This is a genomic window from Nostoc sp. DedQUE02 (assembly GCF_034531035.1).
GTDB lineage: Bacteria > Cyanobacteriota > Cyanobacteriia > Cyanobacteriales > Nostocaceae > Nostoc.
In genome coordinates this window covers 63,398-69,715 of sequence record NZ_JAVRBY020000042.1, presented here as the reverse complement: position 1 = coordinate 69,715, position 6,318 = coordinate 63,398, and the positions used below count along the sequence as shown (strand labels likewise).

Below are 6,318 nucleotides of genomic sequence, written 5' to 3'. Positions count from 1 at the left end.
GTTATTTCAAAATCCTTGTAGAGACGTTGCAATTGCTAGTCTCTACATCCAAATTCATACCTCGATTCAGCAACACCGAAATCCATTACCTTAAACTTTAGAGGTAAGAAATCTGGATATCTCCGCATGTGCCAACACAGCCCCAGGTTCGCTCTGGAGAGCGTTGTAATACTTTCTCTCGAAGGTATTACCTGTCTCTAACGGTACAATCAGCGTGCGGACATCAGCAATCAACTTTTGGAAATCGTCCAGCAATATCGGTTCATCTGCTTGGAGCATTTCATCAACTTGCACAACCATCTCAGAAATGCGATGTAGCCAAGCAAATTGTTCATGAGCAATCACTAGCTGAAGGAGTTCTCCGCTTGATACTCGTCCACTAACCTGTTCGTAGGCAATGCGTTCTGTCTCCAGCAACATCTTGTGCAGGTGGAGTAATTTGTTTCGTAAATCACGTAGATATTGATGTTGACGTATTCTTTCTGTAAGTGTGTTAGAAGTCAATGTTACTCATCCTCTTGTTACAATAGTCTTTAATGGCTTAAATAATTTCTACCTTGGTATTGATCGCGAATAGACTATACCGAACAACTGGTTTGTAGAATATAGGCTAGCGATGAGTAGCATATCCCATAGTGGCGTAGATACTCGCTAGAAAGCTTGCAGATATTATCAGAACTTCTCCTTGTTTTCTCTTCTCTACCAGAGGCTGAACTCACAAGAGCGGCACTCAAAATATATCGCTACTTTTTCCCCGTCTTGTGCAAGCAGTACATTACCCATCTGCCTAACCTCAGTTTATGTATTTGGTTTCCTTGCTAAGAAGCATTACGATCAACATTTTTTTATAAAGTTATATCTTATATTGGATTAATCATATATTAGCATAAACTTATAAGAAGTACATAGTGTAAAACCCAACACTGCTTGGTTAAAGGGAAAAGGAGTGGAAGGCTTGATATCTAAGGTTTTTTCCCTTTTAACATGAGTCCCTTTCACCCAAAACCCGACAAGTATTGGTGGAAAACCGATCAAGAAAATATCAATTATGGGAAAACCGTCTTCATGTCGCTAGCAAATGTAATTCTAGGTCTTCTTCAGCAGCAAGAAATGACGGGTTACGACCTCAAAACAACCTGCTTTGATCAATGCATTGCCCATTTGTGGCCAGCAGATCAGGCACAAATTTACAGAACTCTCGATAAGCTAGTTGAGCAAGGCTGGATTACCTGTACGATTGAGATTCAGCACGATCGCCCCAATCGCAAAGTCTACGGTGTGACGGAGCTAGGGAAAGCCGAATTCGCCCGATGGCTTGGGATTCATCAGCCGTTACCAACTGTACGAGAACCAATGCTAGTCCAGTTGCATTTTGCAGATCAGTTGTCAAATGAAACCATCATTCATTTACTAGAGCAACAATTGGCGGCTCGAAGCAAAAAGCTTGCTGAGTGTGAAACCATCGATTTACCATCACTCGGTGATGAGTCTGCTAATCGTGAGCAGGTGATGCAAAGGCTGGTGCTGGAGTTGGTGATCCGAAGAGAAGAGACTTATATTGATTGGTTGAAGAGTGCGATCGCACTTATCAGTGACCAAAAGCTATTACCCTGCTCTACTACTAATCTGTCAAGTTTACATTGCTCAGAAGCAAGTTCTATTTTCGTTGAGTAAAGCTGTTAGATTGAAACAAAAACCGCCAGCTTTTTACACTGGTGATTTGATTTTTAGAAATATATTAGGACTCATATTTGATTTCTGAAAAAATTCAGTACAACTCAAAGAGGCTTCTTGCCTATTGCCTCTTGCCTCTTGCCTATTGCCTAAGTACAGCTTGAGTGTAGTGCTAATCTAACCTATCAAGATGAATACAAAAATATTTCAGTTTCTGCTCCTATTGGTAAAATTGGTGATACATATAAACTAGTGTTCTTTTAGTTTGCAACATCTAGGTTCCAGATTTTAGAAATCGTTGGGATGAGGCGGCAACGAGTTCGTCGATTCAACATGAGATCGCTGACTAAAACCTCTTTGCTGCTGTTGCCGCTCTCTAACAAAAACCTCATTCTCACGAATATTAGCTTGACAAAGTACTACTTTTCTATTTTTTATTTAAGCAATCTTAGTCCACTAAGGGTAACTAATACTGTAGAACCTTCATGGCCAATTACGCCGATGGGTAGGTTAATATTTCCTAGAAAGTTGCCCACTAAAAGCAACATAATGAAACCTAAAGCTACGACTACATTTTGTTTTACTATGGCTTGCGATCGCCTACCCAAATCTATCGCTACAGCAATTTTTTCTAACCTGTCTGCCATCAGTACTATATCTGCGGTTTCCAATGCCACATCACTACCAGATACACCCATTGCTATACCCACAGATGCTTGTGCTAAAGCTGGTGCATCATTAATTCCATCGCCTACCATCGCCACAGTTTGATATTGTTGCTGTAAACGGCGGATAACATCTAGCTTATCTTCTGGTAGAAGTTGAGCATATACTTGATCGATTCCGACTGTTTTGGCGACACTGTAAGCAGTTTCCTGATTATCGCCGGTTAACATGATAATTTGTTCAACTCCCAGTTTTTTTAACCGGCTAATAGTTGCGGCTGCTTCGATTCTCACCTCATCTGCGATCGCAATTACACCTATCACATCAAAACACCCCACCCCCAACCCCTCCCCGCAAGCAGGGAGGGGAGCAGGAAACAGGGTGGGCTTTTTCGCTACCCAAACCACAGTTTTACCTTCTTGCTCCAAAGATTGAGCCATTTTTCGCAGTTCTTCAGGTAAATTTGTGACATACTGTTGGACAAAAACGGCATTGCCGACAATTATCTGTTGTTCTTGAGCGATTCCGATAATTCCCTGTCCAGGTATGGCTTGTACTTGGATTGCACCAACCAAATCTAAATCATTAGCCGCCTGCACAATTGCCTTACCGATGGGATGTTCTGAATAAGATTCCACACTAGCAGCAGCTTTTAATACATCTACTTGAGTGTATTTACTAACTGAAATTACCTGGAATACCTGCAACTGTCCTGTTGTCAGAGTACCAGTTTTATCAAATGCGATCGCTCGGACTTTGCCAATTTTCTCCAACTGTGCCCCATTTTTAAACAAAATCCCCTGTCTTGCACCATTGGCGATTCCTGAAAGCAGCGTGGGCATAATTGCAGCCATCAGCGCGCAGGGAGAAGCTACCACAAGGAAAGTAAGCGCCCGATAAATTGTTGTTTCCCAATCCCACCCCCAAAGAAATGGCGGTAAAGTTGCCAGCAATATCCCAGCTACTACAATGACTTTGGCATATCCTTTCTCAAAGCGATCGATAAACTCTTGCGAAGGTGGTGCTTCTGTTTGCGCCTGTTCTACCAAACGAATCACACGCACAATCAAACTGCTTTGGGCTGGTTTGTGTACCTTAATCTGCAATGCACCATAGCCGTTGAGTGTGCCAGCAAATACTTCTGCACCCACTGTTTTCTCTACAGGTAAAGACTCACCTGTAATCGCAGCTTGATTGAGGCTACTGTAACCAGATAAAATTATCCCATCAGTAGGAATTAACTCTCCGGGTTTGACGAGAATCTCATCACCCACTTTTAGCTGGCTGATCGGAATTTCCTCTTCCCTTCCTTGAAGTAAAACCCTTGCTGTATCTGGTGTCAGGCTCATCAAACTGCGAATACTCCGCTCAGTTCGCGCCATTGCATAGCCTTCTAATGCGCCACTGATAGCAAAGATCAGAATCAAAATTGCCCCATCAATAATTAGATGATATTCTCTTCGCCATAAGCCGAGACTCGCAGCACCAATGGCGGCGACAATCATCAGCAAATCGACATCGAGTTCTTTTTCTTTGAAGAGGGTAGTCAATCCTTCCCGCGCACTTTCGTAACCACCAATTACATAAGCAGCAGGTAGTAACAGGAACGCCCATCCCAACCAACCGAGATGCAAGGCGAACCATCCGAGAAATAATAGGAATCCACATAAAAGGGCTGCTAAAGTATCTGCGTGTTCTTTGGTGAATTGGCCAAAACGTTGGGGGTAGAGCATGAGAGATGAATTAACAAGGACTCTCTTACGCTAAACCTTGACATTGATGTTAATGTCAAGCTTTATAATGAATTTGAAATGGAGACTGGATAGGTTTGCAGAGTGATTTTCTATGTTAATGTGTATTTTATTTTGGGTATAGTGCGCTAATTTGTAAACCTTCAAATTTCTGATCAGAGAATGAAAGCGATTGACTCTGGCACGCTCCACAATAGAAAAAAGTGCTAAATCTTCTTGATACCAGTGTTAAAGTTCAAGATATAAATTACTAATAAATATCTGTAATAGTCGGAGTTATCTTGCTGTTAGAGACTAAAAACCAGCCAAATTTAATTCTTTATGTAACCAAGATTGATGATAATCCCCATCATTTTAATAAGTTATTTAAACTCAGGGATGAAATTGAGCAATTACCCCAAGATTGCTTAAATATCAAGGTAGATTTTCACTACTGCGAATTTTTGGGACACTACGGCGTTGCTTTTTTGGGGGGACTATTTCGTCTTATCGAAGCTCGTGGCGGATCTCTCACTTTCGATTGGAATACACTTCCAGAGAAAATTAGTATGAACTTAGCTCAGAATGGCTTCCTGTGTGATTTCGGTTGTGACAGGAAACCCTGGGACGGCAACTCCATACCTTACCGGAATGATCTTCATCAGGATTTTAATAGTATTACAGACTATCTAAAATATAATTGGCTGGGTAAAGGTTGGGTCAACATCAGTCCAAGACTACAAGATGCAATTACAGGGCGAGTCTTAGAGATATATTTCAATGCATTTGATCATAGTCAATCTCCTGTGGGGGTGTTCAGCTGCGGTCAGCACTACCCCAAGCTTGGTTTTCTTCATCTGACGGTCATCGACTTTGGTATTGGTATCCCTACTAGTGTTCGCTCTCTACCTCAGAACTCAGACAAGACTGCTAATGAGGCTCTACAGTGGGCGTTCGAGCCGGGAAATAGCACTAAGCAAGACAGTATTTCGCGTGGCGCAGGCTTAAATTTATTGCAAGAGTTCATCGTAAAAAATCATGGAAACCTTACAATTTTTAGTAATGACGGATATGTCAATATAGGCGATAATATTATATATGAGAACAGATGTACTAATTTTAAGGGAACCCTGATTAATATTGCACTTCGCTGTGATGAATCTTACTACTGCCTAGCAACTGAAGCTCATCAACTTAAGAAGCGGTTATTTTAAATAGGGAGATAGAGGAATGGCATACAAAATTTTTGATCTCGTTGGGAAATACGCCATCAGCGCTGAGAGTGGGCAGAAGGTATACGATCAGATTCACCCAGTTCTGATTGCTGGCAACTCTGTAGAATTAGATTTTACTGGAGTTCAGGTCTTTGCTTCTCCTTTTTTCAACTTTGCGATCGGTCATCTCTTGAAGGATGTTCCAGCAGATAACCTTAATCGACTGGTTGAGTTCACCGCTATAAATTCTGAGGGGTGGAATGTTCTTGAGCGTGTTATTGCCAATGCGAAGCATTACTATTCCGATGAGCAATTTCGTAATGCAGTTGATGCAGTAATTACAGAGCAGGCTGCAACTTTTTAAAGCATGGTGGTCAACCTTAACATCCAAGCTGATATCATCGACATCAAAACTGATAATCCCCAGCAGGGTGATATTTTTCTTGTAGATACCAACGTCTGGTTTTGGCAGACTTATACAAATGCTGGGTTTGGTACTAAAGTATCCAAATCCGGCAATTATCTTAAATATATCAACCAAGCTATTTTAAATGGAGCCACTCTTACATATTCTGGGCTAATTTTAGCTGAACTGGCTCATATCATTGAAAAAACTGAATATGAGATTTATAAAAAATTGTATGGGTTTTTGCCACTTAAAGAATACCGTCATAATTATCCAAATGAACGAATGAATGTTGTTGCCGAAGTTCAGTCAGCTTGGAGTCAGGTTAAGGCGCTTGCTGTTCCTGTTGATCTGACAGTAGATGACGCAACAACCGATGCAGCACTAAACAGATTTCAAACTCAAGCTGTTGACGGCTACGATTTACTACTTCTCGAAGCTATTAGCAGAGCAGGAGCAGGGAAAATTAAAATTATCACACATGACATGGATTATGCTGTTGTTCCAGATATTCAGGTATTTACGAGCAACAACAACGTTATCCAAGAAGCTAATGTACAGAAAAAATTATTGGTTAGCAGATAGTTTAACTAAGCTAGGCTAAAAGCGTAGACACGTAGTCGCTTGT

General features: G+C 41.2%; 6 protein-coding genes. 4 read left to right on the top strand and 2 right to left on the bottom strand.

What is annotated here, in order from left to right:
* Positions 1-90: 90 nt before the first annotated feature.
* Positions 91-504 carry a hypothetical protein gene (locus tag RMX98_RS25710; RefSeq protein ID WP_322680707.1) on the bottom strand — a complete coding sequence of 138 codons (414 nt, stop codon included), beginning with the start codon at positions 502-504 and terminating at the stop codon, positions 91-93.
* Positions 505-1,065: 561 nt separating this feature from the next.
* On the opposite strand from RMX98_RS25710, the gene RMX98_RS25705 reads away from it, so the two are divergent.
* Positions 1,066-1,674, top strand: a complete 609-nt coding sequence (locus tag RMX98_RS25705; protein ID WP_322680724.1) for a PadR family transcriptional regulator — start codon at positions 1,066-1,068, stop codon at positions 1,672-1,674.
* A gap of 434 nt (positions 1,675-2,108) precedes the next feature.
* On the opposite strand, the gene RMX98_RS25700 is transcribed toward RMX98_RS25705, so the two are convergent.
* A complete protein-coding gene (locus RMX98_RS25700) occupies positions 2,109-4,073 on the bottom strand; it encodes a heavy metal translocating P-type ATPase (RefSeq protein WP_322680708.1) in 1,965 nt (654 codons plus the stop codon).
* A 299-nt stretch (positions 4,074-4,372) separates the two neighbouring features.
* On the opposite strand from RMX98_RS25700, the gene RMX98_RS25695 reads away from it, so the two are divergent.
* Genes RMX98_RS25695 through RMX98_RS25685 form a run of 3 tightly spaced genes read left to right on the top strand, consistent with a single transcriptional unit; the run spans position 4,373 to position 6,275 of the window.
* Positions 4,373-5,284 carry a hypothetical protein gene (locus tag RMX98_RS25695; RefSeq protein ID WP_322680709.1) on the top strand — a complete coding sequence of 304 codons (912 nt, stop codon included), beginning with the start codon at positions 4,373-4,375 and terminating at the stop codon, positions 5,282-5,284.
* 16 nt (positions 5,285-5,300) lie between these two features.
* Positions 5,301-5,648: an STAS-like domain-containing protein gene (locus tag RMX98_RS25690; RefSeq protein WP_322680710.1), complete on the top strand. Its 348-nt coding sequence runs from the start codon at positions 5,301-5,303 to the stop codon at positions 5,646-5,648.
* 3 nt (positions 5,649-5,651) lie between these two features.
* On the top strand, positions 5,652-6,275 hold the full coding sequence (locus RMX98_RS25685; RefSeq protein WP_322680711.1) for a hypothetical protein: 624 nt from the start codon (positions 5,652-5,654) through the stop codon (positions 6,273-6,275).
* Positions 6,276-6,318 lie beyond the last annotated feature (43 nt).